Below are 25,479 nucleotides of genomic sequence, written 5' to 3'. Positions count from 1 at the left end.
CTATTTTGCGCATAATGATGATAATACACAAAAAATAAAAAACCAGTATGCCAGAGTGACATACTGATTTTCAAGTAAGTTTATGCATTTAAGTCAGAAACGACTTCTTTATTCTCTTGCTCAGAAGCAGACTCATCATTTACACGTTCGATGTCTGCGCCCAGAGCGGCAAGCTTCTTATGGAAACCAACGTAACCGCGGTCTAAGTGCTTCAGTTCAGTAACACGTGTATGACCTTCAGCCACTAACCCCGCAAGAATCAGCGCTGCACCTGCACGCAAATCAGTCGCTGCAACTTCAGCTCCCTGAAGCTGTACAGGACCGTTAATGATGACAGAACGTCCTTCAATCTTGATATCACCATTCATACGGCGGAATTCTTCCGCATGCATAAAACGGTTTTCAAAAACAGTTTCTGTAATCATGCTTGTGCCGCTTGCACGAAGCAGAAGCGCCATCATTTGTGACTGCATATCAGTCGGGAAGCCTGGGTGAGGCATTGTTTTGATATCAATCGGTTTCAGTTCTTTCGGGCCGATGACACGCAGGCCTTCACCTTCATCCTTAATTGTTACACCCATCTCTTCCATTTTTGCGATTAAAGAGGTAAGGTGCTCAGGAACCGCTCCTTTTACTAATACGTTTCCTTCAGTGATTGCAGCAGCAACCATAAATGTGCCCGCTTCAATACGGTCAGGAATAATATGGTGTTTTACGCCGTGAAGCTTTTCGACTCCTTCAATTTTGATGGTGCCGGTGCCAGCTCCGCGGATTTTTCCGCCCATGCCGTTGATATAGTTTGCTAAATCAACGATTTCGGGTTCTTTTGCCACGTTTTCCAGCGTTGTTGTTCCTTCAGCTAAAGCAGCTGCCATAATCAGGTTCTCTGTAGCTCCTACACTTGGGAAGTCCAGATAAATTTTTGCGCCTTGCAGTCGGCCTTTTACTTCAGCTTCAATGAAGCCATTACCGACTTTGATTTCAGCGCCCATTGCTTCAAAACCTTTTAAATGCTGATCAATCGGTCTGGAACCAATTGCGCATCCACCCGGAAGCGCAACTCTTGCATGACCTGTACGCGCAAGAAGCGGCCCCATGACAAGCACAGACGCACGCATTTTACGAACATATTCAAAAGGTGCTTCAGTTTGCAAAGCGTATGAAGCATTCACAGTCACTTCATTATTCTCAAAATGCACATCTGCTCCTAAATGACGCAACACTTCGTTAATTGTATATACATCGGAGAGCGTAGGTACATCACAAATTACGCTTTTTTCTTCACTTGCTAATAAAGATGCAGCGATAACAGGTAAAACGGCATTTTTAGCGCCTTCAACTTTGACTGTGCCGTTTAACTTCTGACCGCCGCGGACGATGATTTTTTCCAAGGTATTCCCCTCCGCGTCCCTAAATTCTCTATATTAATATTCAGTCGTAACGATTGGTGTGCCAACCGTAACGGTATGTTTTCCGCCCATTCCTGCACTTCTAAGTGCAATTTGCAAATTCATCTTATGTTTCGAGGTCATAATGTACTCTTCCCACTCATCTGTAAACGCAGAAATAGAAACGAAATTTGGCTCAACTACATGTTCTACTGATCTTGCTTGAAATTCATTTAATAACTGATTTGCTTTTTTTTGCAAAACAATATTCATATTATCATCTAAATGACCATTTAGACAAGTAAAAATAACTACTTTTTCTTGGAATATCCCAAGTGTCTCCCGTTCAAACTGTTCATATGTATTATTCCAGCTATCCGGTGTCTCAAGACTCATTTGCTCATATAATAAATACGAAGTTGGGTTGTGTTTTTTGAGGGTTGTGACAAGCTGCAGTCTAAAAGAAGTGCGATTTTTTTTGTCAGTATATGTGCCAATTGCCTTTACGACTTTATCTTCCTGTGCAATCGTCCAATCATATTGACGATACTCTGATTTTAAACGTTGCACTTTTTGATCAAATTCTTTTTCGGTCAGTGACATGTTTTGTTTTGCATGCAATGTCCACTTATCTATTGACACATCTTGGCGTTCCATCCCCTCTGCTATTTGTGCCAACGGCGTTAATTCACTCGCATGAATGGTATGGAAAACAGCAATGACGAAGCTTAACATGACGGAAATCATAATGGCGTGGCTTACTTGTTTTTTCTTCATGTTTATCTCTCCCCCTTATCCCCAGTTTTACCGGAGGCAAGAGGCGCCATACGTAAAAATCTTCGTCAAAACTCGAGCTATAGCTTCAACCCCGCTTCCTCCAACCATTCCCATGATGACGATAGTCAAAACCTATTAAAATAGATAGGGAAGCTGCTGTGAATAATTGAGGTAATCTAAAAAGAAATTCGCAACCGCCGTTCCAATAGCGATTGTCAGCAAAATCATCAGGAGTCTTGCCTGCACGACTTTGCCTTTTTTGATTAACGGATCTATATTGACGGCTTGCAGCGCCCACCAAGTCACTGCTATAAAAATCAGGTGAACGACAATGCCGATTGCAGCCTGCTGTCCCAATACACTCATCTATTACACTCCTTTCTCTGCGCTCATACCCTTTCTTATTATATAAGAAGCGCAGATAAAGATGATACATTTTATACAGAACGGAATAATCAGCCAAATCTAGGGCTAACCCCCACTTAAAGTGTGATTCTTTTACATGATATACTTTATTGGAAAGGAGCTGGCAAATGTGAATCATTCTTTTTTTCAGCCTGAAAAGCAATATGGTGAGGACCTGCCAATTTTTGAACAGGAATGGGAAGCAATTGCATTCTATTATGATTATAGACAGTCACAGATTGAAGAACTGAATGAATTGTGTCAGTTTTTTAACATTTCTCTTACCTATACGAGAGAAAGCCTTGAAGAGCTGGAAAACCTCTATTTTCAAAGTATACAAGAGCTTTTGCTTGCTGATTGGAATCTTCCTATTGAAGAATTCGAGAAAATGATCAGTGTTTATCTTATAGATTGCGTGATTGCCCACCATGAAGATGCTGAATGGGTTGTAAAACCTTATCCGTATAAAGACGGCGCTTATACACTGGGCTTTAGAAGACATCGCAAATCGTGGAATACCATGAATACCTGTGATGGTTTATACTTGCGCCAAAAAGAGGATCGCCCGCTGCTGTCGCTGTTTGATTCTCTAGTGCGTTCATAAAAAAAATCCTTCTCATAAAGAGAAGGATTTTTTTCTTATTTCCCTGCTACATCCAATCTGTTCAAAGCCCGCTGTAACGCAAGCTCAGCCCGACGAATGTCAGTATCATCTGATTGAGAATTCAAACGCTCCTGCGCCCGCTGGCGTGCAGCTTCAGCGCGCTCTTTATCGATGCCTTCCGCTGTCTCGGCAGCCTGGGCTAGGATGGTGACCTGATCAGGACGGACTTCTACAAATCCGCCGCTGACGGCAACCATTTCAGTCTGTCCGTCTTTTTTCAGACGGACAGCGCCGATTTTAAGAGGAGCCACGGTTGGAATATGACCTGGCAAAATACCGAGATCGCCGCTTTCGGCTCTCACACTCACCATTTCGATATCCGCATCGTATACTGGGCCGTCGGGAGTAACGATATTGACTTTAACGGTCTTCATGCTTTTACCCTCCTAGGACCAGATTAAACTTCTACACCCATTTCTTTTGCTTTCTCAACAACTTCTTCGATACGGCCTACAAGACGGAACGCATCTTCTGGAAGATGGTCGTATTTACCGGCTAAGATTTCTTTGAAGCCTTGTACCGTCTCTTTTACAGGCACGTAAGAACCTTTTTGTCCAGTGAACTGTTCAGCCACGTGGAAGTTTTGAGAAAGGAAGAACTGGATACGGCGTGCGCGTTGAACGACAAGCTTGTCTTCATCACTTAATTCATCCATACCGAGAATCGCAATGATATCTTGAAGCTCTTTGTAACGCTGAAGCGTTGACTGTACTTCACGTGCAACAGCATAATGCTCTTCTCCAACAATTTCAGGAGCAAGGGCGCGTGATGTAGATGCCAACGGATCAACCGCAGGGTAAATACCCATTTCAGTTAATTTACGCTCAAGGTTTGTTGTCGCATCCAAGTGAGCGAACGTTGTCGCCGGCGCTGGGTCAGTGTAGTCATCGGCAGGCACGTAGATCGCCTGGATAGATGTAACTGATCCAACGTTCGTAGACGTGATACGCTCTTGGAGCTGACCCATTTCAGTTGCAAGCGTCGGCTGATAACCAACCGCTGAAGGCATACGGCCAAGAAGGGCTGAAACCTCAGAACCCGCTTGTGTGAAACGGAAAATGTTATCGATGAAGAACAGTACGTCCTGTCCTTGTACATCACGGAAGTGCTCAGCCATTGTAAGGCCTGTCAAAGCAACACGCATACGTGCGCCCGGCGGCTCGTTCATTTGTCCGAATACCATGGCTGTTTTGTTGATTACGCCAGAGTCACTCATTTCATAGAAAAGGTCGTTCCCTTCACGAGTACGCTCTCCTACGCCGGCGAATACAGAGATACCGCCATGCTCTTGCGCGATGTTGTTGATTAATTCCTGGATTAATACGGTTTTACCTACACCGGCACCGCCGAACAATCCGATTTTACCGCCCTTGATGTAAGGAGCAAGCAAGTCAACAACTTTAATACCTGTTTCAAGAATTTCAACTTCTGTTGAAAGCTGATCGAATGATGGCGCCTGTCTGTGAATCGGATCCTTTTTCGCATCCGCAGGAACCGGCTCATTCAAATCAATATTTTCTCCGAGAACGTTAAATACACGTCCGAGTGTTACATCACCAACCGGTACTGAGATTGGCGCTCCTGTATCTACAGCTTCCATACCGCGCTGAACACCATCCGTAGATGCCATTGCGATTGTACGTACTGTATCATCACCTAAATGAAGAGCGACCTCAAGCGTTAAATCAATACCTACTTCGTTTTCACTTGCAGCTGGCTGTGAAATTTTAATCGCATTATAAATTTCAGGCAAGTGACCGTCTTCAAAACGCACGTCGACGACCGGTCCTAATACCTGGCTAACGCGTCCTTTCTTCATCGCTATCCCTCCTGACAAAATCTTCCTATTCTAAAGCGGCTGCTCCGCCGACAATTTCCGTAATTTCTTGTGTGATGGCTGCTTGGCGAGCGCGGTTGTATGAAAGCGAAAGTGAATCGATAAGTTCCTTCGCGTTGTCCGTCGCATTTTTCATCGCCGTCATTCTTGCAGCGTGCTCACTTGCTTTACTGTCAAGAAGCGCACCGAAGATTAAGCTTTCTGCATATTGAGGAAGCAAAACCTCCAGAACCTCCTCTTCAGATGGTTCAAATTCATAAGACGCCGTTCTTTTTCCGCCGCTGCTGCCCAAATCAGATAACGGCAGAAGTTTTTTCTCCGTTACTTCTTGAGAAATGGCGCTGACAAAATGGTTATAAACAAGGTGCAGTTCATCAAACGCACCGTCTATAAACATTTGGATCGTTTGACGGGCAAGATCCTTAATTTCTGTAAACGTTACTTCATCTCCAAGCCCTGTTAACTCGGAAATGATCGGAATCTCACGCTTCCTAAAGAAATCACGGCCCACTCTTCCGATGGCAATCACCGCATACTCATCCTTAGACTGATGACGTTCCTGCATGGCCTGATAAGCACTTCGTAAAACCGAACTGTTAAAAGCGCCGGCAAGACCGCGGTCAGACGTAATGACAAGGTATGCCGTTTTTTTCACTTCTCTGCTGAGAAGCATCGGATGCTTCACGTTGCCGGAAACTCTCCCGACGTTTGACACAACCTCTTGGATTTTATCCATATATGGCACAAATGATTTTGCATTGTTTTCAGCACGATTCAGCTTAGCCGCAGATACCATCTGCATGGCTTTTGTAATCTGGCTCGTTTTTTTCGTTGACGTGATCCTTGACTTAATATCGCGTAATGAGGCCAAAGATTTCACCACCTTTTCTCTTCATCTGCGTAAAAAGAGAGAAAAAGAGAACCTTTTTCTCTCATCAGCATTCGAGTTAGTTGCTTGGTGCAAATGTACGTTTGAAGCCTTCGATTGCAGCTTTGAAGTCTTCATCAGCAGGAAGGTTTCCTGTTTTCGCAATTCCGTCAAGCAGGTCTCTATGGTTTTGGTCAAGGTACATGTAGTACTCTTCTTCAAAACGTCTGATATCCGCCACAGGAATATCATCAAGATATCCTTTTGTCAGCGCATAAAGAATGGCTACTTGGTTTTCAACCGGAAGCGGCTTGTTCAGATCCTGCTTCAGCACTTCAACTGTACGCGCACCGCGGTTCAGTTTTGCCTGAGTCGCTTGGTCGAGGTCAGAACCGAATTGAGCGAATGCTTCCAGCTCACGGTATGACGCAAGGTCAAGACGCAAAGTACCTGATACTTTTTTCATCGCTTTGATTTGCGCTGAGCCGCCGACACGGGATACAGACAATCCGGCGTTGATCGCTGGACGTACGCCTGAGAAGAACAAATCAGATTGCAGGAAGATCTGTCCGTCGGTGATGGAAATGACGTTCGTCGGAATATAAGCAGAGATATCTCCGGCTTGTGTTTCTACGAACGGCAGAGCTGTAATTGATCCTGCGCCTTTCGCGTCGCTAAGCTTTGCTGCACGCTCAAGCAGACGGGAATGAAGATAGAATACATCCCCAGGGAACGCTTCACGGCCTGGCGGACGGCGAAGAAGCAAGGACAGCTCACGGTAAGCAGCTGCTTGTTTAGAAAGATCATCATATACAACAAGAACATGCTTGCCGCTGTACATAAATTCTTCTGCCATTGTAACCCCAGCATACGGTGCCAGGTACAGAAGCGGTGCCGGCTGTGACGCAGACGCCGTTACAACAATTGTATAATCAAGCGCGCCGTGTTTACGCAATGTTTCTACTACGCCGCGGACTGTTGATTCTTTTTGACCGATCGCAACATATACGCAGATCATGTCTTGGTCTTTTTGGTTTAGGATCGCATCGATCGCAACAGAAGTTTTACCTGTTTGACGGTCGCCGATGATCAGCTCACGCTGGCCGCGTCCGATTGGAATCAGTGCATCGATCGCTTTGATACCGGTTTGAAGCGGTTCATGAACGGATTTACGGTCCATAACGTCTGGCGCAGGGCTTTCGATCGGACGAGTTTTGCTTGTCAGGATCGGGCCAAGTCCGTCTACCGGCTGGCCTAGCGGATTTACGATACGGCCGATTAACTCTTCACCAACAGGGACCTCCATGATGCGGCCTGTTCTTTTTACTTCGTCTCCCTCACGGATCTCACTGAAAGGTCCTAAGATGACGATACCTACGTTTGATTCTTCAAGGTTTTGAGCCATACCCAAAACACCGTTTGAAAATTCGACAAGTTCACCGGCCATACAGTTGTCAAGGCCGTGCACACGAGCAATACCGTCACCGACTTGGATGACTGTACCTACGTCTTGAACTTCAATATCAGATTGATAATTTTGTATTTGCTGTTTTATCAGTGTGCTAATCTCTTCAGCTTTGATGCTCACTTAGGTTTCACCCCTTCTATCGATTTTCTCCGGCTAATTGACGTTCGATGCGCTGAAGCTTCCCGCTTACGCTGCCGTCATAAATCCGGTTTCCAATGCGGACTTTAATGCCGCCTATTAAATCCGTCTGCACTTCATTTCTGATTCTCAATGAAGCGACTCCGGCTTTTTTTGCAAACACTTGTGATAATGGTAACATTTCTGCATCCGTCAGCGGTTTCACTGAATATACGATAGCGTCTTCTGTTTGACGGGCCACATTTGCGAGTTTGATAAACTCATCTGTGAGCTCAGGGACAATCGCGGCACGATGGCGGTCAATCAAAAGAAAAATCGTATTGAGTACGGACTGTGACAAAGAGCCAAATGCATGTTGAATCAGCTCTTTTTTCTTCGCAGCCGGCACCTTCGGATGGTTTAACACATCATTAAGCGCTTTTTCATTTTGAAATACTTGTTTTACAACAATTAGCTCTTCTTCTACTTGATTCAGCTGAGCAGACTCATTGGCTATATCAAAAAGAGCTGATGCATATCGTTTAGAGACAGCTGATCCACTCATCGGCTTTCTCCTACCTCTTTAAGATAGTCCTGGATTAATTTCTCTTGAGCTTGTTCATCCAGTTCTTTTTCGATCACTTTCGACGCAATCATGACAGAAAGAGACGCTACTTGCTCACGGAGAGCAGAAACCGCCTGTTCTTTTTCCTTCACGATTTCAGTTCTTGCTGCTTCTTTCAGACGTTCAGATTCTGCACGTGCAGCCTGAATAATCTCTTCTTTTTGCTTCTCTCCCAGTTTCTTTGCGTTTTCGATAAGAGTTTGGGATTCCTGTCTTGCTTCTTTTAAAAGAACGCGCTGCTCTTCAATCAGCTGCTGCGCTTCTTTATTTTTTTCTTCAGCAGACGTAATTTCTCCAGCGATGTGGTCTTCACGCTGTTTCATTATGTTTAATAGCGGCCCTAAAGCGTATTTCTTCAGAAGCGCTAATAAGATTAACATAGCTAACAGTTGGAACAGGATATCTCCGCCGTTAAACGACAATCCTAGTTCAAGTGGTAATTGAGACATCTACTACGGCAACTCCCTTCTGCAGGTTTTTCTTTGCTGATCCAGCAGCCGCACTTGTCTCTTTTCAGCCGGCAAGGCGGGATGCTTATCAGACATAAAGCAATGGCGAAGGTTCTCTTGGAATGATCTTCGCCATTTTTAGTTCATATAAGGCTTTTATGCTTAGCCAAAGAACGCTAAGAATGCGATAACGACAGCGATAATAGGAAGGGCTTCAACTAATGCGATACCCATGAACATAAGAGTTCTTAGTTCTTTACCTGCTTCCGGTTGACGGGCAATCCCCTCTACCGTACGTGAAACAATCAAACCGTTACCAATACCTGCACCAAGTGCGCCTAAACCAATTGCGATCGCAGCTGCTATTAAATTCATGAAAAAGTTCCTCCTTTAAAATGTTATCCGTTTGGATATAATGTTTTAATGATCATGACTGATTTTATGAGACATGTACACCATCGTCAGCATCGTAAAGATAAATGCCTGGATGGCACCAATAAATAAACTGAATGCTTGCCATGCCAGCATCGGCAGAATCGCGCCGACTGTACCGACAAGACCGAGAGCCACGCTTTGCGAATAGTGACTTGTCGCTAATCCTGCAAGCAGGCCGAGAAGAATTTCTCCGGCGAAGATGTTACCATAAAGCCGCAAACCGAGAGTCAGCGTATTCGCAAACTCTTCGATGATTTTCATCGGGAGCATGAATGGCACAGGTCTCAAATAGTCTTTGGAATATTCCTTGAGCCCTTTCATCTTCACACCATAGTAGTGGGTTAAAGCAACAACCATCACGGCTAGCGTTAATGTAATGGCAGGATCCGCTGTCGGAGACTTCCACCAGAGCTCATGTCCGATTGTAATAGAAAACGGCAGCCCCAGCATATTCGACACAAATATGTACATCAGCAATGTGACACCAAGTGCCAAGAAGTTAGCCCCTGTTTTTAAATCCATTGTACTGCCAATAATATTGCGGACGAAATCAACAATCCATTCCATAAAGTTCTGGGCTTTTCCAGGACGGATCGAAAGCGTTCTTGTCGTTAATATAGCAATCAATAAAACAATCACACTCGCCACAGTAATCATCAGAATGTTTGTCAGATTAAAAGTAAGACCTAGAAATTCTATAGTTCTGTAACCATGATTCAAAGGGTTTTCACCTCTCTTCCATTGATGAACGTTTAAGCTGGATAAAGGAATCTATCATAATGACAGGGTATATTGTCATTAATCCAATAACTGTACTTGCCATATGAAAATATTCGGGATTTTTATAGGCGACAGCCACAGCAAGAATCGCATTGCACCACCGCGCTGCGCTCCCGAGAGATCGTATGGACTTTCCTTTCTCAACAGCTCTGTCAAAAGCATTCATTCTCCTGACGAGCAGTAAAAAATTAAACAAACTGAAAACAGTTCCCAGAATAAGGCCTAAAAAAACGGTTTTATACGCTGTTAAACCATAACCCAGTACATACACTGCCAAAATGAACAATAAATATTTGCGTTGTCTGCTAAATGTAAGCTTGGGATCGTCCATCAATTATCTGTCTCCTGATGAAAAAATAATGTATAGCTTGGATACGGCAAAAATCAGCGGTTAACCCTTAGTAGAAGACCTTTTTTGATCGGCAAAAAACGGGCCTGTTCGAAAAAATCATTCATCCGCAAGCCTTGCAGGGATGCTGTTTCATTCGCTTAAATAAATCCTCATAATACGGGTTTGCTGAGAGGATTTACATTGGGGATGAGGACTATAATGAAAGCTATGAAAACCTTCTCATAATACCCTCGTTTAGCATACAATAGCCCCTAACATGTGTCAATCTGTTTAAAGTTAAAAAACTTTTTATACTTTACGTCTCCACAGAATGTTCACATTTTCACCTATAATTGTATACAAATTGACCGAATATCAAAAAACTGGATAAAAAAAGAACCCCCTTTATTTTGGGGTTTTCTTTTTTATTTTGTTCCAAACATGCGGTCTCCCGCGTCTCCGAGACCTGGAACAATATAGCCTTTTTCGTTTAATTTTTCATCAAGCGCCGCGATGTAAATATCAACGTCCGAATGATGCTTCTGCAATTCTTCCACACCCTCCGGCGCTGCTACAAGACACATGAAACGGATATTTTTCGCACCGCGTTTTTTGAGGCTGTGAATGGCTTCAACTGCGGAACCGCCTGTAGCGAGCATCGGGTCAACCACGATGAATTCACGCTCTTCCACATCAGAAGGAAGCTTGACATAGTATTCCACGGGTTTTAAGGTTTCAGGATCACGGTAAAGGCCGACATGCCCCACTTTTGCAGCGGGAATCAGCTTTAAAATGCCGTCAACCATTCCCAATCCTGCTCTTAGGATAGGAACCACTCCGAGTTTTTTCCCTGAGATGACTTTCGATTTTGCAGCCTGAACCGGTGTATTGATGTCCACTTCTTCCAAAGGAAGATCGCGGGTAATTTCAAATGCCATAAGTGTGGCTACTTCATCTACTAACTCTCTAAAATCCTTCGTACCTGTATTTTCATTCCGTATATATGTCAGCTTGTGCTGAATTAAAGGATGATCAAATACATAAACCTTTCCCATACTGTGTTTCAGCTCCTTTTTTATTGTCCCATCAACAATTACACACTTCTATTGATTCTACAAAAAAAGACATTGAGTTTCAAGAACATCGTCAAAAAACCCGCCTGGCATAAAGCCCCAAGCGGGTTTTTTGGATCTTAATAATCTAATTCTTTATATAAAGGAAATTTATCAGTCAGAGCAGCTACACGCTGTCTTGCTTCTTCAAGTTTCCCTTCATCTTCGTGGTTTTTCAATGCAAGCGCAATGATAGCACCGACTTCTTCCAATGCGTCTCCGTCAAAACCGCGGCTGGTTACAGCAGCTGTACCAAGACGGATACCGCTTGTAACGAAAGGTTTTTCAGGATCGTATGGAATCGCGTTTTTGTTAGATGTAATACCGATTTCATCAAGTACGTGCTCTGCAACCTTACCAGTCAGTCCGAGAGAACGAAGGTCAACAAGGATAAGGTGGTTGTCAGTTCCGCCTGAAACAAGCTGGATGCCCTCTTTCGTTAACGCTTCAGCCAAACGTTTCGCGTTTGAAATGACGTTTTGTGCATATGTTTTGAAATCGTCCTGCAATACTTCGCCGAATGAAACAGCTTTTGCGGCAATAACGTGCATCAGCGGGCCGCCTTGAATGCCAGGGAAGATTGATTTATCAATTTTCTTGCCAAACTCTTCACGGCAAAGGATCATACCGCCGCGAGGACCGCGAAGTGTTTTATGTGTTGTTGTTGTAACGAAATCAGCATAAGGAACCGGGTTTGGATGAAGGCCTGCCGCAACAAGTCCTGCGATATGCGCCATATCCACCATGAAGTAAGCGCCGACTTCATCAGCAATTTCACGGAATTTCTTAAAGTCGATTGTACGAGGATACGCACTTGCTCCTGCTACGATAAGCTTTGGTTTATGAGCGAGGGCTTTTTCACGCACGTCATCGTAATCAATATATTGAGTTTCTTTATCTACGCCGTACTCAACAAAGTTATATTGAACACCGCTGAAGTTGACTGGGCTTCCGTGTGTTAAATGGCCGCCGTGGGAGAGGTTCATCCCAAGTACAGTATCGCCTTGCTCCAAAATCGTGAAGTACACTGCCATATTTGCTTGTGCGCCTGAATGCGGCTGAACGTTTACATGCTCCGCTCCAAAGATTTCCTTCGCGCGGTCACGAGCGATATCTTCAGCGACATCGACGTGCTCGCATCCGCCGTAGTAGCGTTTGCCCGGATATCCTTCTGCGTATTTATTTGTCAAAACAGATCCTTGTGCTTCCATAACCGCTTCACTTACAAAGTTCTCAGAAGCAATCAATTCGATCTTAGTCTGTTGGCGTTCACGCTCATTTTTAATGGCGTTAAACACTTGTTCGTCTTGCGCAGGTAAATGTTTCATCAGCGAGATCCTCTCCTATCCGTATCCTGTTCTTTGTTTTACCATCACTATTGTACATGGTTTTTAAGGCTGATGTAAAAGATTATTTTTAAAAAATCTAAATTTTTATTGGTAAAAACGAATAATGATAACTTAAATTTAATTTAAAGTTCGGAATTTATATCACTGTCTTAAAATAAAAGAAAAGACTGGCCATGCAGTCCTTTCATTCGCAATCATAAACCGCCCGCACTCCGCCGATTAGTTTCGGCCGTGTACGCGCGAATGTCACATGGGCTGAACCGAGGCTGTTTTGAGAGACACGCACAGGGACAGCCACCGGCTTCAGATGCATGCCGATAAACGTATCGCCTATATCGATTCCTGCGTCAGCCTGAATGGTTTCAACAAGAACAGGAGACTTCATCTGGTTAAACGCATAGGACGCCATCGCGCCTCCCGCTTTTGGAACGGGCACGGCAGAAACGGTTGGAAGCCTGAACAGCCGGGCCGTGTCTGCTTCGACAACAAGCGCTCTGTTCAAATGCTCGCAGCATTGAAACGCGAGATGGATTCCCGTTTTTTCCCGAAGCTCGGCAAGTCCGCTGAAGATGCTTTCTGCAATGTCTACACTCCCCGATGTGCCGATCCGGCTGCCGGCCACTTCACTCGTGCTGCATCCAAGGACGAAAAGCTGATCTTGTTTCAATTCAGCTTGTTCCTGAAACTCAGACAGCATCGCCTTCCACGTTTGTTTCATCTCATTCATTAAACAGCACCCCTACAGGTTTTTCTCTTCATAATCTGAGATTTTTCCAATACGCGTTTGGTGTCTTCCCCCGGTAAACTCAGTGGTCAGCCAGATTTTTGCGATTTCCCGAGCCAGACCAGGGCCGATCACCCGTTCACCCATCGCAAGGATGTTTGTGTCATTATGCTCCCTCGTCGCCTTGGCGCTGAAGGTATCGTGCGCCAGCGCGCAGCGAACCCCTTTTACTTTATTTGCGGAAATGCTCATGCCGATGCCTGTCCCGCAAATTAAAATTCCTCTGTCAACTTCGCCGCTAACCACTTTTTCGGCCACCGGAAAAGCATAATCCGGATAATCGACAGAGCCGCTGCCGCAGTCGCAGCCCATATCAATATATTCAATTTGCAATTCGTCCATTAAATCTTTGATTTCATTTCGAATGTGAACGCCGCCATGGTCCGATGCAATGGCTACTTTCATCTGCTTTTCCTCCCAGCGTGTGTGATGCGGCCCGCCCGCTTTATTGACCGCGCAGCCTGTCCGCTCTTTGATTCACACCATATGATGTGCTTTTCACTATATTCTACTCCTTCACGCAGGATTTGCAAATGACCTGTTTGCAGATATTCTGGCAACTTACCTGCCTTCTTTTTTCAGCTGTTTTGCCAGCTGCCGAAGAAGTTCTTCAAGCTCATCTCGCGTTTGTTTATAGATGTCAATTGAGCCGCCGAACGGATCGATAACATCCCCATGGCTGCCTGTGACATATTCTTTTAATGTAAACACTTTATCACGATAACGTCCAAATTGGCTGGCAATGATCTGTTTGTGCTGATGCGTCATAGCCAGAACCAAATCTGCCGATTCCATATGTTCTTCAGTTAATGGAGAAGACACATGATTTAGGGCAATGTGTTTTTCAAACAGCGCTTCGACTGCATGAGGCGTCGCTCTCCCATTAGGCGAAGCAAACACGCCTGCCGAACGTACACTGACATTCAGCCCTTCCGTTTCTGCAATTGATTTAAAAAGCGCCTCAGCCATCGGGCTGCGGCACGTATTTCCAGTACAGACAAAAATAATATCCAAGTCAGTCACCCCTTATTTTTTTCTATTATATATGAAGAAAAAAGAAACGGCGACTTCGTTTCTTTTATTGGTATATTAAATTGGCAATAGCAGCTTTAGGCCGAATACGATTAATATGATGCCCCCGAGCGCTTCGCTGTATGTGCCAAGCCATGACTGCACTTGTTTTCCGACCAAAAGGCCAAGCCATGTCAGCATCATGCTGAACAGCCCAAAAAGGGTGATTGTGAGGAGCGGATGCGAGCCGTATATTCCCAAGCTCAAGCCGACGGAAAAGCTGTCAAGGCTGACGCCGACGGCAAACAGCAATAAGCCCGGCCCTGCCGGCGACATCAATCGTTCTTCTGACTGTTTAAAAGAAGCCATAAGCATTTGAACCCCAAGAACAAAAAGCAGCGCCCCTCCGATATAAACCGCTAACACGCCGAGGAGCCCTGACAGCATGTTACCGGCCGCCATCCCCGCGAGAGGCATGATAACGTGAAAAAGGCCGATGATGAAACCGATATAGAATATCTGCTTCTTTCTGAGTTTGACCATGCCCATTCCAAGGCCGACAGAAAAAGCATCCATCCCTAAAGCAAACGCCATGATGCTTAATGTCATCAGTTCGCCTATAAACAAATCCGACATACATAAATAACCCCCTTGGACACGCCCCGCTTTTTTAGCCTATGCGTGTCCAAAAAGGGTTAGAACATCCGACTGCTTTCAGCGAATCACTCTTCCTCCGGCGGCTTTCATCAGCCTGTTCATAATGGCGAGACCGACACCTGTGTCCGGAAAGGATTCCGAGATAATAACATCCACATAATTCTCATCAAAGCTGCGTAAAGCATCATACAGCCCTGCCGCAACAGTCTCAAGCTGAGCACGTCTTCCGCAGCTCTTTACATAATCAGCGGAATAAACGCCCGCGTTTTCTTCTGTTGTCAGGACACCGACCCGTTTTCCGCCCTGTTGATATTCTTGAATGAGGTGCTGCATGCGCTCTGGGCTGCCTTCGCAAATGGCAAGCGGCGCTGTCGGCGCATAATGTGTATATTTCATTCCTGGAGAAATCGGCTTCTCATTTTGGTCGCTGAGCCCTTTATCCACATGGATCGGTCCGATCACCGCTTCAATTTGTTCCTTCGTAATGCCGCCCGGGCGCAGGAGAACAGGGACGTCGCCCTCACATGAAAGCACGGTTGATTCGACTCCGATTCCGGTAGGGCCTCCATCCATAATACCGGCTATGCGGCCATCCAAGTCGTGAGCCACATGCCCCGCTTTTGTGGGACTTGGCTTGCCTGATAGATTGGCGCTCGGTGCTGCAATCGGCAGCCCCGATTCACGAATCAATGCAAGGGCAAGCGGATGATCCGGCATTCTAATAGCAACGGTTTCAAGACCTGCCGTTACACGAGGTGAAAGCGCACCGGGTTTGCAAGGCAGAATGAGCGTAAGTGCTCCCGGCCAAAACCGCTTCATCAATGTTTTCGCCTTTTCCGGCGCTGGGCCCGTTAAATCCTCAAGCTGGCTGATATCCGCGATGTGGACAATCAAGGGATTATCGCTCGGCCGCCCTTTTGCCTCATATATTTTTTGGACGGCATCCGTATTTTTCGCGTTTGCGCCTAGGCCATATACCGTTTCTGTCGGAAAGGCAACGACCTCATTTTCTCGAAGCAAAGCGGCTGCTTGTGCAATTTGTGGATCATTTGTGGATAACTCGTCAGTTACATCCACAAACCATCTTTTCGTTTTCATTTCTGACCAAACTCCTTATTCACAACAATAAAACGATTGTTTTACGCGTGTAATCCTTTTGAAAGTATAAAAGATGTCCTGTAATAAAACAAGCGTTATCCACAAATTGTGGACAACGCTAATAAAGAAGTGGATAAGTATGTGTATAAACTGCATTTATCCAGACGTTTTTTTCATCAAAACGGCCCCTTCTGTTTGCCGCGATTCACAGAAATGATCAGAAGAGAACAGTTCTTCCGGTACACTTTCAGCTCTTTCAAATCCCATGGCCGTCAGAAAGTCCGCAGAGGAAAGCTGATTCGCTACTAGATATACGGTTTTGATTTGATGCTTTTCGCACAGCACCTCCATGCTTTGAAAAAGCGTGACAATATGGCCTTGGTGAAGCTTGTCCGATATGACCAGCGACCGCAGCAGCCCCTGGTCACAGCTTATTTTTTCAATTCCGAGGCAGCCGGCAATGTTTTTCTCATTGTCCTCTAGCATAAGAAATTGAGTGAAGCCTTCTTTCACGCCTTCATAGCTGGTTTTCGCCTGTTTTAAAAATTCCTGAAGCACCTCTCCGTCTTTTTCCCTTGCCACCCGCAGTTGATAAAACATTCGTTCACCCCGTTTTTCGTTCTTTCTTCAAATCTATGAGGCAAATCTATTTTTAGACCAGATGATTAGGAAAAAAGGTCGGAAATCCATTCGACTAAGAAGAATTTCACTTCTGTGCCGTCTTCCTTCTCTTCTTTCTCTTCTTTTTTTGCTTTCTCTGCTTTAGCGGTTACGTCCTCAAGCACTTTTTCAGTCTGCTTTTTTGAGGCTTCTTTATCTTCTTGTTCTTTGACGGCTTCCCCGTTAGAAAAATCGAGAAAGCAGAGGGGTGGGAACAGCACACACCACCAGTTGGCGCCGTCGCCGTTTCCAAGCGTGATCAAAATCGCTTCATACTCACCGGCTGGATAAACCATGTTGCCGTAAAGCTTTGTCGGAAATGAGATTTTGTCAAAATCAACGGATACCGACTGATTCGCTCCTTCTTTCTCCATCGTTTCCTTTGCAATCGCTTTGATTTCAGGCAGCTTTGAGCGAATCACACGACGCGCTTCTTCAATAGAAGTAATATCCTTTACCCAAGTTGTGATTTCTTTATTCACCGCATCTCTGATATGACGTTTTAATTGCTGGTCTTGATCACTATCGCTGTTTGCCAATATTCTCAAACGAATCGCCTGATCTGGTATGACCACCGGCTGATTTTCCGATTGCTGTGCCGTCTCTTCTTTCGCAAGCCCTACAAGCGCTCCGGATAATAAAAGAAAGATATATATACAAATGATTACTGTTTTTTTCATCGGTCCCCACCGTTCCTCTCCGTGCTTTGTTTCTAGCCCTATTATGGACAAGGAGAACCTGGGGTAAACGTGCAGGGTGAAAAAAATCTAGCAAGCTGTTAATCTTATTTATGGTACGATAGTGTTTTAGGAGGTTTAAGATGAAATACAATTATACAGTGCTGTTATCAGCATTCACGATGTCGGTTCTTTATTCGGTTATTTATATTCATTCATTTATTATTGCCGCTCTCATCACAATGGCATTTTATTTTCTGTTTCCTTATTTGATCTTCGCACTGCCGCTTCAAATCATGATGAATAAAAAGCCGAAACGGTTCAGCCCTTTGTACCTGCTGTATTACCTTGCCGCTGCTTTTATTGCCAACGCGATCATTTTCGGCGTGCTTCAGCCTTCGGGACAATCTCTGTTTCAAAATACAGCCTTCTATCTTTTCGCTGTATTAACAGCTCTTATCTATTGGATATGGGACTCTGTTTTATTGCAAAAAAAGGAAGCCTAAGAGGCTTCCTTTTTTATTAAAACAAAACCGTAAGCAAATAACATAGAATGGAAGGTATCGCCGCAACAAAAAAAGCGGCTGCCATTTTTAGACGTGATGTACGGCCTTCTTTGGTTTCTGAATGGTAGTTTGCCCGCTGATCGCTTCCGCTTACAGCCAAACCCGATGTGATGATCGCGAGCCCAACTAAAACGAGAGACGCAACGCCAAAAATCGCTTCATATGAAGGAGCCTGCGGAAAAATGGTGCCAATCATGCTCTCAATCGCGATGAGCAGGATTCCTGCTGTCAGGGCCTTTTTCATGTTTACATCCCCTTTGCTGGTGTTCAACAGCTTGATCCATTCACTCGCCGGCAAGCTGCTTATTTATTTTTATGAATCAGAGCGCATATGGTTCTGTCTTTTCCATTAATATCTTTCAGCACTTCCACTTCCGCATCCTTAAACGCCTTGAGGATCAAGTCTTTGACCGCCGCCCCCTGTTTCCAGCCGATTTCAAAAACGACAAATACTTTCTCCTTCATGACAAGCGGGATGTCTTCCATAAACCGCTTATAAAATTTCAGCCCGTCTCCGCCATCAGTGAGCGCGTGCAGCGGCTCATGAAAACGGACAATTTCTGATAGATCAGCCATTTCTTCCTCTGAAATATATGGCGGGTTCGAGACAATGATATCTGCTTTTTTTCCCGCCTTAATAAAAGGCTCAAGCAGATCGCCCTGATAAAAGCGCACATTCGCTCCAAGTTTTTCTGCATTGGCAGAGGCGACTTGCAGCGCCTCTTTCGAAATATCGACTGCTGACACAGAAAAGCTTTGGTTTTCAAGCGCAAGCGTGACGGCTATCGCGCCGCTCCCTGTACCAACGTCAACGACTTCGAGCCGGTCTTCTTCAGAAAAGACATTACGATATTTTTCAAGCAAATGAAGGACAACCTCTTCTGTTTCCGGCCGCGGGATCAGCACATCATCATTCACCATAAATTCCCGCCCGTAAAAAAACTCTTTTCCGATAATGTATTGAACCGGCACGCCCTCTTTATGCATCTCGACGTGACGCGTAAAACGATACAGTTCGTCGTCGCCAATCGGTTCCTGCAAGCTGGCGAGCAGCCTGCTTCTCTCCATTCCAGTATCATAAAGCAATAGCAGCTCGGCAGCATTTTCTTCTCTTCCCGCTTCGGTTAAATAAGAAGAAGCCCATTTCAGGGCTTCGAATATCGTCTTCATCTTAACCTTCCGACTGCTGAAGCTTGCTCGCCTGATCTTCTACGATCAGTGCTTCAACCACTTCGTCAAGTTTGCCTTCAAGAATCTGATCTAGCTTTTGAATCGTCAAACCGATTCTGTGATCCGTCACACGGTTTTGCGGGAAGTTGTATGTGCGGATACGTTCAGAACGGTCACCAGATCCGACTGCTGATTTCCGTGTTTGATCATATTCAGCCTGGGCTTCCTGCTGAAATTTATCATAGATTCTGGCACGAAGAACCTTCATTGCTTTTTCTTTGTTCTTGATTTGAGATTTTTCATCCTGGCATGATACAACAACACCTGTCGGCAAGTGCGTCAGACGAACGGCAGACATTGTTGTGTTGACGCTTTGTCCGCCCGGTCCGCTTGAAGCAAACGTATCGACGCGGATATCCTTCTCATGGATGTCAACCTCTACCTCCTCCGCCTCAGGAAGACAAGCTACCGTTGCAGTGGATGTATGGATACGTCCGCCCGATTCTGTTTCCGGAACACGCTGTACGCGGTGGGCGCCGTTTTCATATTTGAGTTTAGAATATGCGCCGCTTCCCGTAATCATAAAGATGATCTCTTTGTAGCCGCCTGTTCCGGTTACATTCGCTTCCATGACCTCAGTCTTCCAGCCTTGAAGCTCAGCGTAACGGGAATACATTCTGTACAGGTTGCCAGCGAATAAAGCAGCTTCCTCGCCTCCTGCAGCTCCGCGAATCTCCATGATAACGTTTTTGTCGTCATTAGGATCTTTCGGGATCAAGAGCACTTTCAAGCGTTCTGACAGTGTTTCCGTTTCCTTCTGAAGTTCAGAAATCTCTTCCTTCACCATGTCGCGCATCTCAGCGTCCAGCTTCTCTTCAAGCATTGCTTTTGCATCAGCCAGCTGTTCTGACGCATCTCTGTATTGTCTATATACGTCAACTGTTTCTTGTATATCAGATTGCTCTTTTGAATATTCTCTCAGCTTTTTCGGATCGTTGACTACTTCTGGATCGCTTAAAAGCTCATTTAATTTTTCGTATCGTTCTTCGATTGATTTTAAACGGTCTAACACGGTCTTCACCTCTGTTTTCCTGTGCGTAACATTCTCATTATAGTATAGTGATTAACCCCAGTCAAAAGCATTTCAATCCCAGCTTTAAAAGCCTCCTCTGCTATACTGGGAATCGAGGAGGGATATTGTTGCTGAAATCCATACATCATATTGCAATCATATGTTCAGATTACGAAAAATCGAAAGCTTTCTACGTACATAAGCTTGGTTTTCAGGTGATTCAAGAAACGTACCGCGAAGAGCGCGGCTCCTATAAGCTTGATTTGTCGCTTAACGGCTCGTATGCCATTGAACTGTTCTCGTTTCCCGACCCGCCCGAACGCCAAACCCGGCCTGAAGCCGCAGGCCTGCGTCACCTCGCCTTTACAGTCAGCAGCTTGGATGAGGCGGTTCAGGCGCTTCATGAAAAAGGAATTGAAACAGAGCCAATCAGAAAAGATCCGCTGACCGGCAAGCGTTTCACCTTCTTTTTTGATCCTGATCAGCTTCCTTTAGAACTGTATGAACAATAATATTTTTTGAAGAAAAAAAGGAGATACCCACTTTCTTTGCCGAATCTTTTCTTGTTTTGTCTAACGGGAAGGGAACCGCATTCTATGGTCGAATACCTAGCTAAAAAGGAGGTATGGGATCATGAATACAAATATGGTAGCAAGTGAACTCGGCGTCTCCGCAAAAACGGTGCAGCGGTGGGTGAAGCAGCTGAATCTCCCTGCCGAACGCAATGAGCTCGGACACTATTCGTTCACAGCAGAAGACGTGAAGGTTCTAAAATCTGTTCAAAAACAAATCTCTGAAGGCACGGCGATTCAGGATATTCATCTGCCGAAAAGCGCTAAAAAGCGCACAGGCTTCCTTGTCCAAAAAACAAATGGCGACACAGAACGAAGAATCGAGCAGCTTGAACAAAAGCTGGACACCCTTTTACAGCAAAGGCAGGACGAAAACGAACTGATAGCAAGGATTTCGGAGCTGGAACGCCAGCTGAAACAAAAAGCCGATGAAGGTGTATCTTACCAGCTGCTTCAGCACCGCAGAGAAATCGATGATATTCTTGCAGACCTGCAATCACTGACCTCGCAAATGAAAGAATTCACCGCTCAGCCGATCCCCGAGACTGCTGCTGCTTCCGAAAAAACCAAAACAAGAAAAAAACCGCTGCTGTCACTGTTCAAATTTCAAACCTAAAGCAAAAAGCTCCCCGTAAAGGGAGCTTTTTTTGTTACGCAGTAAGCGCGATAATGATTGGAAGTGAAATCAAAGACAGAATCGCACTGACCACAAACGCAGTCGCAGTTTCTTCTTCTTGTTTCTCGAAACGAGTCGCAATCATGGCTGCAACGGCAGAACCAGGGAATGCAACTAGAAGGATCGCTTTTGTCATTTGGTCAGCTGGAAGTCCGACTGCAAGAGCAATCAGGAACATTAACGCAGGCTGAACCGCAACTTTTAGTAACGCAATACCGATAGCCGGCATACTGAGTTTAATTTTACGAATACCAACGGTAACACCGACAGCAAAGAGAGCAACACCAGATGTTGTGCTTCCAAGCTGATCGAGCATTTTAACACCTAGCTCAGGAAGAGTGAAGTTGAACACCAACACTAAGATCATACTGATTAACGGAGCAGCTGCAAGCGGCTCACAAAGACCATGCAGGATTGATTTTCCTGTCATCTTCCAGAAGCTGTCGCCACCCTCTTCGTTTTTCTTAGAAGTCTCACCTACAGTAGCAACAATGATCGCGAGCGGATCAAGAATCGCGTTTACCACGATACCTGTGACCGCGATCGGAATCGCAACTTCATTCGCTCCGAATAAGCTTCCCAATACAGGAATACCCATAAACGCGAATGTCGGCTGTGCAGAGTTCAAAGAAAATACAGATGAGTTCGTTAAATCATACTTGAAAATAAATCTACAAACCAAAAGAATGATGATATAGAAACCAACAATCCCAATAATTAAAGAAATCATTAAAGGAACTTGTGATAAAAATTCACTTCTGGAAGTTGTCAAAATACCAGCGATAAAGTGAGCTGGAAGTGCGTATTTCGTTACTAACGTACTTACCCCTTTTGCCGACTTGGCATCATAACTTCCAAAATGTCCTGCAAACCAACCCAGCACGATAACAAAGAAGATCGGCGCCAGGAGGATTAAGATATCTAAGATGCTCAAAATATTCTCCTCCAAATCCTATGTCCGTATACTTTAGCTTTACAAAAAGCTTTCCCTCGGACAGAAAAATTTACTCGCTAATTATTTCGCGATGATTTTTTTGTATTCCGGTGTCCACATTGCATCAAGAACCGCTTGTTTCACATCTTCAGGCTGACGATTTGCCACGCCGTCTTTAATTGCTGCTTCAGCAACGGCAATCGCAACTTGAATAGAAACCTCTTGAAGCTTATCAATGCTTGGAAGCAGCCCTGCTCCAGGTGTTTCAAGATCAACCATTTCAGCAATCGCATCAGCAGTTGCAGCAAACATAGCAGGTGTAATGATACGCGCTTCAGCTACAATTGAACCAAGTCCAAGACCAGGGAACGCGAATGCGTTGTTAGATTGTCCGATTTCATAAGAAACACCGTTGTATTCTACATTGTCAAATGGGCTTCCTGTTGCAATAAGCACTTTTCCGTCAGTCCATTTGAACAGGTCTTCAGGAACTGCTTCAGCAAGGTGAGTCGGGTTAGACATCGGCATGATAACCGGACGGTCTACGTGAGATGCCATTTCTTTTACAATTTCCTCTGTGAACGCACCTGAAACCCCTGAAGTGCCAATCAAGATCGTTGGTTTCGCTTGGCGAACCACTTCATCGAATGGAATTTGACCTTTTTCATCGCGCTTCCAGTCTTTCACTTCATCCGCATTGCGAAGGTAAGGTTTTTGGAAATCAAGGATGCCTTCGATGTCTTCAGTCAGCAAGCCTCTGTAATCAAGTGTGTAGAAGCGTTTGTTAGCTTCTTCTTCAGACAATCCGGCAAGCACCATTGTGTCACGGATTTGGTCAGCAATACCAATACCGGCAGAACCAGCACCGAAAATAACAACACGCTGATCTTTAATAGAAGCGCCTGTTTTCTTCATAGCGGCAAGCACACCAGCAAGTGTAATCGCGCCAGTACCTTGAATATCATCATTAAATGTCAGGATTTCATGATTGTATTTCTTCATGATATTGCGTGCATTTTTGTTGCCAAGGTCTTCCCAGTGAAGAAGCGCTTTAGGGAAGAATTTCAATGCAGCTTTTACATAAGCGTCAATGAAAGCTTCATAGCGTTCACCTTGAACACGTTCATGCTTGTTCCCAATATATAAAGGATCGTTTAGAAGTTTTTCGTTGTTCGTACCGACATCAAGCACAACCGGGATAACACGGCTAGGGTCAATACCAGCTGCAGCAGTGTAAACAGCTAATTTACCGATTGCGATGTTAATACCGCCTACACCCCAGTCACCGATACCGAGAATGCTTTCAGAGTCAGTAGCAACAATAAGATCAATATCGCCTGCTGTCGCATGAAGGTTTTCAAACGCTTTTTCAATACCGTCAATGTTGTCGATTGACAAGTAGATTCCTTGAGGTCTTCTATATTCATGGCTGTACTCCTGAATCGCTTCACCAACTGTTGGTGTGTACACAACAGGAAGCATTTCGCGAAGATGGTTTTGCAGCAATTTATAGAAAAGAACTTCATTGCGGTTTGCAAGATCACTTAAGTAAACATTTTGACGAAGGCGGTCAGGCTGCGCTTGGAACTGCTCGTACGCGCGTTGTGCTTGTTGATCAAGAGAAAGTACAGTTGGCGGAAGAAGCCCTTCTAAGCCAAGTTCTTGTCTTTCTTCTAGTGAAAAAGCAACGCCTTTATTTAAAGTAGGAATAGATAAAACTTCTTTTCCTCTAAGAGTTGTTTCTAAGTGCCCTTCTTTGGTTTTTTTTATGTTATTCAAGCAAATCTCCTTCTTTCTTGAAATAGTTAACCAAGTTAAGTAATAACCCATCTAAAATATGACCGATCATGATCTTTATGCGACTTTGTGACAATTATTCGAACAATGTCTCAAAACTATTTACATTACGTAAGCTATTGTATGCCTGTCAAAATCAAAATTCAAGGGAAGAAAATTACTTAATTTTTTAATATACTTAATTAAATTTTTTAATTGAATATTATCAGAATATAAAAAAAACACCGGTGTTTTCAGCCGGTGCTTTCTATCTTTATACCCATGTTTTGGACTATTTTTTAGATTTTCCTGGGACTTCATGATGATGTCTGCATCTGGCTTCATACGATTCAGAGGCACCAACCAAAATGACCGGATCATCGTAAGAAGCAGGTTTGCCGTTAATGAGGCGCTGTGTTCTGCTCGCCGGTGATCCGCAGACAGAACAAACGGCTTGCAGCTTTGTCACACTTTCTGCAATCGCCATAATATTCGGCACGACGCCGAACGGCTCTCCCCTAAAATCCATATCAAGGCCCGCTGCTATCACACGGTAGCCTTTATCGGCAAGAGATGATAAAACCTCAACAATTTCCTGATCAAAAAACTGCACTTCATCAACCGCAATCACATCTGTACTTTCACTGATGTGATCCCAAATGTCAGCAGCAGACGAAATGGCGTAGCTCGTCATTGATGTTCCATTATGGGAGACAACAGCAGCTTCGCTGTATCGATTATCAATCACAGGCTTAAATACCCTAACTTCCTGCTTGGCGTAAGTCGCTCTCTTCACTCTTCTGATCAGCTCTTCAGATTTCCCCGAGAACATGCTGCCGCAAATCAGCTCAAGCCACCCGCTTTGTTTCATTATGTACATATGCTTCGCCCCCCTCTCTCTGCCAGCTGTGCTTTAGACAATATAAAAAACAGGCAAGATTGCTTCTTGCCTGTTGAGAAATCTATTATTACTTAAGACCGTATTTTTTGTTAAAGCGATCAACACGACCATCAGCAGAAGCGAATTTTTGACGACCAGTGTAGAATGGGTGGCATTCAGAGCAAATCTCAACGCGTACCTCTTCTTTTACTGAGCCTGTTTCAAATTCATTTCCGCAAGCGCATTTAACTGTTGCTTTTTTGAAATTAGGATGAATTCCTGCTTTCATTGTATCCATCTCCTTCCGCCCTGAATCCCGTGTGGAAACAGAGTTATTATTT

The 25,479-nt window shown here is 44.6% G+C and carries 32 protein-coding genes; 4 read left to right on the top strand and 28 right to left on the bottom strand.

Features of this window, described 5'->3' with window-relative positions; all coding sequences use genetic code 11:
* Positions 1–80: 80 nt before the first annotated feature.
* The 3 genes from murA to QA442_RS02950 form a co-directional block, all read right to left on the bottom strand.
* A complete protein-coding gene (gene murA, locus QA442_RS02960; protein ID WP_040081555.1) occupies positions 81–1,391 on the bottom strand; it encodes a UDP-N-acetylglucosamine 1-carboxyvinyltransferase in 1,311 nt (436 codons plus the stop codon).
* 33 nt (positions 1,392–1,424) lie between these two features.
* Complete coding sequence (locus QA442_RS02955) at positions 1,425–2,165, bottom strand: YwmB family TATA-box binding protein (RefSeq protein ID WP_095432235.1); 741 nt, start codon at positions 2,163–2,165, stop codon at positions 1,425–1,427.
* A gap of 135 nt (positions 2,166–2,300) precedes the next feature.
* Positions 2,301–2,531, bottom strand: a complete 231-nt coding sequence (locus QA442_RS02950) for a DUF1146 family protein (protein ID WP_003227691.1) — start codon at positions 2,529–2,531, stop codon at positions 2,301–2,303.
* A 169-nt stretch (positions 2,532–2,700) separates the two neighbouring features.
* Between QA442_RS02950 and QA442_RS02945 the strand changes: the two genes are divergently transcribed.
* Positions 2,701–3,174, top strand: a complete 474-nt coding sequence (locus tag QA442_RS02945; protein WP_080478362.1) for a hypothetical protein — start codon at positions 2,701–2,703, stop codon at positions 3,172–3,174.
* Between the two features lie 35 nt (positions 3,175–3,209).
* On the opposite strand, the gene QA442_RS02940 is transcribed toward QA442_RS02945, so the two are convergent.
* From QA442_RS02940 to spoIIR, 18 genes are all read right to left on the bottom strand, one after another.
* Positions 3,210–3,608 (bottom strand): F0F1 ATP synthase subunit epsilon, encoded by a 399-nt coding sequence (locus tag QA442_RS02940; RefSeq protein ID WP_014478254.1) that lies wholly within the window; start codon positions 3,606–3,608, stop codon positions 3,210–3,212.
* A gap of 23 nt (positions 3,609–3,631) precedes the next feature.
* Complete coding sequence (atpD, locus tag QA442_RS02935; RefSeq protein ID WP_003235764.1) at positions 3,632–5,053, bottom strand: F0F1 ATP synthase subunit beta; 1,422 nt, start codon at positions 5,051–5,053, stop codon at positions 3,632–3,634.
* 25 nt (positions 5,054–5,078) lie between these two features.
* Entirely contained in the window at positions 5,079–5,942 is an 864-nt protein-coding gene (gene atpG / locus QA442_RS02930) for an ATP synthase F1 subunit gamma (RefSeq protein WP_040081552.1), read from the bottom strand.
* Positions 5,943–6,018: 76 nt separating this feature from the next.
* The gene (atpA, locus tag QA442_RS02925; RefSeq protein WP_279473668.1) at positions 6,019–7,527 is read right to left on the bottom strand and encodes a F0F1 ATP synthase subunit alpha; all 1,509 of its coding nucleotides are present in this window, start codon (positions 7,525–7,527) and stop codon (positions 6,019–6,021) included.
* Positions 7,528–7,543: 16 nt separating this feature from the next.
* On the bottom strand, positions 7,544–8,089 hold the full coding sequence (locus QA442_RS02920; protein ID WP_014665718.1) for a F0F1 ATP synthase subunit delta: 546 nt from the start codon (positions 8,087–8,089) through the stop codon (positions 7,544–7,546).
* Positions 8,086–8,598, bottom strand: a complete 513-nt coding sequence (atpF, locus tag QA442_RS02915; RefSeq protein ID WP_003244051.1) for a F0F1 ATP synthase subunit B — start codon at positions 8,596–8,598, stop codon at positions 8,086–8,088. The genes QA442_RS02920 and atpF overlap by 4 nt, the downstream gene beginning before the upstream one ends.
* Before the next feature lie 162 nt (positions 8,599–8,760).
* Complete coding sequence (gene atpE / locus QA442_RS02910) at positions 8,761–8,973, bottom strand: F0F1 ATP synthase subunit C (RefSeq protein ID WP_003151167.1); 213 nt, start codon at positions 8,971–8,973, stop codon at positions 8,761–8,763.
* Positions 8,974–9,018: 45 nt separating this feature from the next.
* Positions 9,019–9,753: a F0F1 ATP synthase subunit A gene (atpB, locus tag QA442_RS02905; protein ID WP_014665720.1), complete on the bottom strand. Its 735-nt coding sequence runs from the start codon at positions 9,751–9,753 to the stop codon at positions 9,019–9,021.
* Positions 9,754–9,760: 7 nt separating this feature from the next.
* Positions 9,761–10,144: an ATP synthase subunit I gene (atpI, locus tag QA442_RS02900; protein WP_003243159.1), complete on the bottom strand. Its 384-nt coding sequence runs from the start codon at positions 10,142–10,144 to the stop codon at positions 9,761–9,763.
* Positions 10,145–10,569: 425 nt separating this feature from the next.
* Positions 10,570–11,199, bottom strand: coding sequence for a uracil phosphoribosyltransferase (upp, locus tag QA442_RS02895; protein WP_003227670.1), 630 nt, complete (start codon positions 11,197–11,199; stop codon positions 10,570–10,572).
* A 137-nt stretch (positions 11,200–11,336) separates the two neighbouring features.
* A complete protein-coding gene (glyA, locus tag QA442_RS02890; RefSeq protein ID WP_014665721.1) occupies positions 11,337–12,584 on the bottom strand; it encodes a serine hydroxymethyltransferase in 1,248 nt (415 codons plus the stop codon).
* 205 nt (positions 12,585–12,789) lie between these two features.
* Positions 12,790–13,332 (bottom strand): TIGR01440 family protein, encoded by a 543-nt coding sequence (locus QA442_RS02885; RefSeq protein ID WP_095432236.1) that lies wholly within the window; start codon positions 13,330–13,332, stop codon positions 12,790–12,792.
* Positions 13,333–13,344: 12 nt separating this feature from the next.
* Entirely contained in the window at positions 13,345–13,794 is a 450-nt protein-coding gene (gene rpiB, locus QA442_RS02880; RefSeq protein ID WP_095432237.1) for a ribose 5-phosphate isomerase B, read from the bottom strand.
* Positions 13,795–13,950: 156 nt separating this feature from the next.
* Entirely contained in the window at positions 13,951–14,403 is a 453-nt protein-coding gene (prpB, locus tag QA442_RS02875; protein WP_040081549.1) for a protein arginine phosphatase PrpB, read from the bottom strand.
* A gap of 75 nt (positions 14,404–14,478) precedes the next feature.
* Positions 14,479–15,036 (bottom strand): manganese efflux pump MntP, encoded by a 558-nt coding sequence (locus QA442_RS02870; RefSeq protein WP_069150488.1) that lies wholly within the window; start codon positions 15,034–15,036, stop codon positions 14,479–14,481.
* Between the two features lie 78 nt (positions 15,037–15,114).
* Positions 15,115–16,155: an L-threonylcarbamoyladenylate synthase gene (locus QA442_RS02865; protein ID WP_095432238.1), complete on the bottom strand. Its 1,041-nt coding sequence runs from the start codon at positions 16,153–16,155 to the stop codon at positions 15,115–15,117.
* Between the two features lie 156 nt (positions 16,156–16,311).
* Complete coding sequence (locus QA442_RS02860; protein WP_103749267.1) at positions 16,312–16,755, bottom strand: GNAT family N-acetyltransferase; 444 nt, start codon at positions 16,753–16,755, stop codon at positions 16,312–16,314.
* Positions 16,756–16,820: 65 nt separating this feature from the next.
* Positions 16,821–17,495: a stage II sporulation protein R gene (spoIIR, locus tag QA442_RS02855; protein WP_069150490.1), complete on the bottom strand. Its 675-nt coding sequence runs from the start codon at positions 17,493–17,495 to the stop codon at positions 16,821–16,823.
* A gap of 140 nt (positions 17,496–17,635) precedes the next feature.
* Between spoIIR and QA442_RS02850 the strand changes: the two genes are divergently transcribed.
* Positions 17,636–17,998 carry a UPF0715 family protein gene (locus QA442_RS02850; protein WP_014478265.1) on the top strand — a complete coding sequence of 121 codons (363 nt, stop codon included), beginning with the start codon at positions 17,636–17,638 and terminating at the stop codon, positions 17,996–17,998.
* Between the two features lie 16 nt (positions 17,999–18,014).
* Here QA442_RS02850 and QA442_RS02845 read toward each other — a convergent pair whose 3' ends face one another.
* From QA442_RS02845 to prfA, 3 genes are read right to left on the bottom strand one after another with little or no spacing between them, the layout of a single operon-like run.
* A complete protein-coding gene (locus QA442_RS02845; RefSeq protein WP_095432240.1) occupies positions 18,015–18,302 on the bottom strand; it encodes a DUF5316 family protein in 288 nt (95 codons plus the stop codon).
* Positions 18,303–18,361: 59 nt separating this feature from the next.
* Positions 18,362–19,228, bottom strand: a complete 867-nt coding sequence (gene prmC / locus QA442_RS02840) for a peptide chain release factor N(5)-glutamine methyltransferase (protein WP_071581762.1) — start codon at positions 19,226–19,228, stop codon at positions 18,362–18,364.
* A 1-nt stretch (position 19,229) separates the two neighbouring features.
* Entirely contained in the window at positions 19,230–20,300 is a 1,071-nt protein-coding gene (gene prfA, locus QA442_RS02835; protein ID WP_003227645.1) for a peptide chain release factor 1, read from the bottom strand.
* 125 nt (positions 20,301–20,425) lie between these two features.
* Between prfA and gloA2 the strand changes: the two genes are divergently transcribed.
* Positions 20,426–20,812, top strand: coding sequence for an SMU1112c/YaeR family gloxylase I-like metalloprotein (gloA2, locus tag QA442_RS02830; protein ID WP_095432241.1), 387 nt, complete (start codon positions 20,426–20,428; stop codon positions 20,810–20,812).
* Positions 20,813–20,933: 121 nt separating this feature from the next.
* A complete protein-coding gene (gene racA / locus QA442_RS02825; RefSeq protein WP_069150493.1) occupies positions 20,934–21,488 on the top strand; it encodes a chromosome-anchoring protein RacA in 555 nt (184 codons plus the stop codon).
* A gap of 34 nt (positions 21,489–21,522) precedes the next feature.
* Here racA and QA442_RS02820 read toward each other — a convergent pair whose 3' ends face one another.
* From QA442_RS02820 to rpmE, 4 genes are all read right to left on the bottom strand, one after another.
* A complete protein-coding gene (locus QA442_RS02820) occupies positions 21,523–22,482 on the bottom strand; it encodes an AEC family transporter (RefSeq protein WP_014478268.1) in 960 nt (319 codons plus the stop codon).
* Between the two features lie 81 nt (positions 22,483–22,563).
* On the bottom strand, positions 22,564–24,261 hold the full coding sequence (gene malS, locus QA442_RS02815; RefSeq protein ID WP_040081540.1) for an oxaloacetate-decarboxylating malate dehydrogenase: 1,698 nt from the start codon (positions 24,259–24,261) through the stop codon (positions 22,564–22,566).
* Positions 24,262–24,550: 289 nt separating this feature from the next.
* Positions 24,551–25,138 (bottom strand): thymidine kinase, encoded by a 588-nt coding sequence (locus QA442_RS02810; protein ID WP_095432242.1) that lies wholly within the window; start codon positions 25,136–25,138, stop codon positions 24,551–24,553.
* 88 nt (positions 25,139–25,226) lie between these two features.
* Positions 25,227–25,427: a 50S ribosomal protein L31 gene (rpmE, locus tag QA442_RS02805; protein WP_003151132.1), complete on the bottom strand. Its 201-nt coding sequence runs from the start codon at positions 25,425–25,427 to the stop codon at positions 25,227–25,229.
* Between the last annotated feature and the right edge of the window lie 52 nt (positions 25,428–25,479).

This window comes from Bacillus stercoris (assembly GCF_029772985.1).
Lineage (GTDB): Bacteria > Bacillota > Bacilli > Bacillales > Bacillaceae > Bacillus > Bacillus stercoris.
This window is presented reverse-complemented; position numbering and strand designations above follow the sequence as displayed.

Coding starts and splice junctions, on each gene's coding strand:
- atpD (WP_003235764.1), bottom strand. CDS start 5,053: ATGAAGAAAGGACGCGTTAGCCAGGTATTAGGACCGGTCGTCGACGTG.
- QA442_RS02845 (WP_095432240.1), bottom strand. CDS start 18,302: ATGAAAAAGGCCCTGACAGCAGGAATCCTGCTCATCGCGATTGAGAGC.
- rpiB (WP_095432237.1), bottom strand. CDS start 13,794: ATGAAAGTAGCCATTGCATCGGACCATGGCGGCGTTCACATTCGAAAT.
- QA442_RS02860 (WP_103749267.1), bottom strand. CDS start 16,755: ATGTTTTATCAACTGCGGGTGGCAAGGGAAAAAGACGGAGAGGTGCTT.
- glyA (WP_014665721.1), bottom strand. CDS start 12,584: ATGAAACATTTACCTGCGCAAGACGAACAAGTGTTTAACGCCATTAAA.
- racA (WP_069150493.1), top strand. CDS start 20,934: ATGAATACAAATATGGTAGCAAGTGAACTCGGCGTCTCCGCAAAAACG.
- QA442_RS02865 (WP_095432238.1), bottom strand. CDS start 16,155: ATGAAAACGAAAAGATGGTTTGTGGATGTAACTGACGAGTTATCCACA.
- QA442_RS02920 (WP_014665718.1), bottom strand. CDS start 8,089: ATGAGTGGATCAGCTGTCTCTAAACGATATGCATCAGCTCTTTTTGAT.
- QA442_RS02870 (WP_069150488.1), bottom strand. CDS start 15,036: ATGTCGGATTTGTTTATAGGCGAACTGATGACATTAAGCATCATGGCG.
- QA442_RS02940 (WP_014478254.1), bottom strand. CDS start 3,608: ATGAAGACCGTTAAAGTCAATATCGTTACTCCCGACGGCCCAGTATAC.
- atpF (WP_003244051.1), bottom strand. CDS start 8,598: ATGTCTCAATTACCACTTGAACTAGGATTGTCGTTTAACGGCGGAGAT.
- upp (WP_003227670.1), bottom strand. CDS start 11,199: ATGGGAAAGGTTTATGTATTTGATCATCCTTTAATTCAGCACAAGCTG.
- QA442_RS02955 (WP_095432235.1), bottom strand. CDS start 2,165: ATGAAGAAAAAACAAGTAAGCCACGCCATTATGATTTCCGTCATGTTA.
- spoIIR (WP_069150490.1), bottom strand. CDS start 17,495: ATGAAAAAAACAGTAATCATTTGTATATATATCTTTCTTTTATTATCC.
- atpE (WP_003151167.1), bottom strand. CDS start 8,973: ATGAATTTAATAGCAGCTGCGATCGCAATTGGTTTAGGCGCACTTGGT.
- QA442_RS02950 (WP_003227691.1), bottom strand. CDS start 2,531: ATGAGTGTATTGGGACAGCAGGCTGCAATCGGCATTGTCGTTCACCTG.
- rpmE (WP_003151132.1), bottom strand. CDS start 25,427: ATGAAAGCAGGAATTCATCCTAATTTCAAAAAAGCAACAGTTAAATGC.
- QA442_RS02810 (WP_095432242.1), bottom strand. CDS start 25,138: ATGTACATAATGAAACAAAGCGGGTGGCTTGAGCTGATTTGCGGCAGC.
- QA442_RS02850 (WP_014478265.1), top strand. CDS start 17,636: ATGAAATACAATTATACAGTGCTGTTATCAGCATTCACGATGTCGGTT.
- atpI (WP_003243159.1), bottom strand. CDS start 10,144: ATGGACGATCCCAAGCTTACATTTAGCAGACAACGCAAATATTTATTG.
- QA442_RS02885 (WP_095432236.1), bottom strand. CDS start 13,332: ATGAATGAGATGAAACAAACGTGGAAGGCGATGCTGTCTGAGTTTCAG.
- prmC (WP_071581762.1), bottom strand. CDS start 19,228: ATGAAGACGATATTCGAAGCCCTGAAATGGGCTTCTTCTTATTTAACC.